The organism is Bacillota bacterium (assembly GCA_040754675.1).
GTDB lineage: Bacteria > Bacillota > Limnochordia > Limnochordales > Geochordaceae > Geochorda.
In genome coordinates this window covers 1-1,937 of the sequence record JBFMCJ010000696.1, presented here as the reverse complement: position 1 = coordinate 1,937, position 1,937 = coordinate 1, and the positions used below count along the sequence as shown (strand labels likewise).

2 protein-coding genes are annotated in these 1,937 nt (G+C 66.5%); both read left to right on the top strand.

Features of this window, described 5'->3' with window-relative positions:
- The first annotated feature begins 170 nt into the window (after positions 1 to 170).
- Positions 171 to 503, top strand: a complete 333-nt coding sequence (locus tag AB1609_22625; GenBank protein MEW6049230.1) for a phage holin family protein — start codon at positions 171 to 173, stop codon at positions 501 to 503.
- Positions 504 to 524: 21 nt separating this feature from the next.
- Positions 525 to 1,937, top strand: a 1,413-nt coding sequence (locus tag AB1609_22620) for a spore germination protein (GenBank protein ID MEW6049229.1), incomplete at its 3' end; no start/stop codon positions are given.

The window sequence follows — 1,937 nt, the reverse complement described above, 5'->3', positions numbered from 1 at the left end:
GAACATTCGAGGTGGCCAGCGCGGTCTTCGCCGCGTCGATCCTTTTCGGCTTCCTCATCGCCGTCTTCTTTCATCCCCGCGGCTGAGAAGCGATGCGTGCAGCCGCCTGGCTTTGGCGGCATAGGCTCTCGGCCCTGCGGGGGAAACTACCCGATGGAGGTGCGCTTCAGGTGGATTGGGTTCGAGCAGCGGTGCGGTTCGTCGTCTCAGCCGTCGTGTTGATGTTCGTGGGAGCCATCGTTCCGGGGTTTCGGACGCTGGGGTTCTTCAACGCACTTTTGGCGGCGCTGGTCATCTCCGGGGTCGGATGGCTCGTTGAACGCGCCCTGGGCCGCAACGTCTCCCCGTTCGGCCGCGGCCTTGTCGCCTTCATCGTGTCGGCCGTGGTCATCTGGGCGGCGCAGTTCGTGGTGCCCGGCATGTCGGTGACCGTCCTGGGAGCGCTGCTCGCCGCGCTCATCATCGGGGTCGTGGACCTGTTCGTACCCACGACGCTGCGCTAGTCGCGCCGGACCGGTCGCGCAATGCGTCTCCAGCGACCCCGGCCTCTCAAGCCCGTCAGGCCCCAGCCGCAGAAGCCGGACAATGCAGGCGGCCAGCAGCATCCTGGCGTTCAAGGTCAGGGTGGGGATGGAGCCCCCAGGGCGTCGGTCGAGCAGACGGTCAGCGCCATCGCAGCAAAGTTCGGCAAGGAGAAGAGCTTTGACCTGATCACCCGGCGCATCCAGGTGGGGGGCCGAGACGCGGCGTTCATCTACCTGGATGGGTTCCTCCAGCCCGTTCCCGGCATGCGAGTGCTGCAGGCGCTGATGGGAATCGGGCCCGGCGCCCTGAAGGAAAACCCGAAGCAACAGCTTGAAGAGAAGCTCGTCCCGTTCTTCGAGCTGATGTGGGTCCGCAAGCCCGACGAGGCTGTCGACGAGATCCTCGTGGGGCAGTCGGCGGTGGTGATCGCCGGGCTCGACGAGATCCTGCTCCTTGACCTGCGCCAGTACCCGTCTCGCCAGGTGGAGGAGCCGGACCTGGAGCGGGTGACCCGGGGAGCCCGAGACGGCTTCACCGAGGTGGCGCTGGTCAACGTCAACCTGGTGCGCCGGCGCCTCAGGGACCCCAATTTGAGGGTGGAGGCGCTGAAGGTCGGGATCCGCTCCAAGACCGACGTGTTTCTCCTGTACGTGGAGGACCTGGCGCCACGAGACTTGGTGGACCGGGTGCGGGAGCGGCTGGTCAACATCCGGGCCGACGCGCTGCCCATGGGCTCCAAGAACCTGGAGGAGTACCTCACCGGGTCCCGCTTCAACCCGTTTCCGCTCGTCCGCTTCACCGAACGCCCCGACGTGGCGGCGAGCCACCTGCTGGAAGGCTACGTGGTGCTCATCACCGATACATCCCCCGCGGCCATGGTGCTGCCGGCCAACGTCTGGCAGTTCACACAGCACGCGGAGGAGTACGTGCAGGCGCCGACGGTCGGTACGTACCTGCGCTGGGTGCGCTTCATCGCCATCGCCATATCGGTGGTGCTCGTGCCCCTGTGGGTCGCACTGGCCACCCGGCAGGAGATCCTGCCGCCGTGGCTTGCATGGGTTGGGCCCAAGAAGAGCTCGGTCTTCCCCATCTGGCTGCAGCTGCTCCTGTTGACCCTGGGGCTTGACATCATCCGGATCGCGCTCATCCACACCCCGACGGCGCTGGCGACCTCCATCGGTCTCGTCGGTGCGGTGCTGCTGGGGCAGTTTGCGGTTGCGGCCGGGCTTTTCACCAATGAGGCATTGCTTTATGCCGCGCTGGCCGCCATCGGGTCGTTCACCACGCCGGCGCTCGAGTTCGCGCTGGCGCTGCGGCTGTTCCAGTACCCGCTCATCGGGCTGGCGGCGTGGCTCGGCCCCGTTGGCCTTGCAGGAGGGCTTCTGGTGCTCATCTACATCATGGCCCTGACG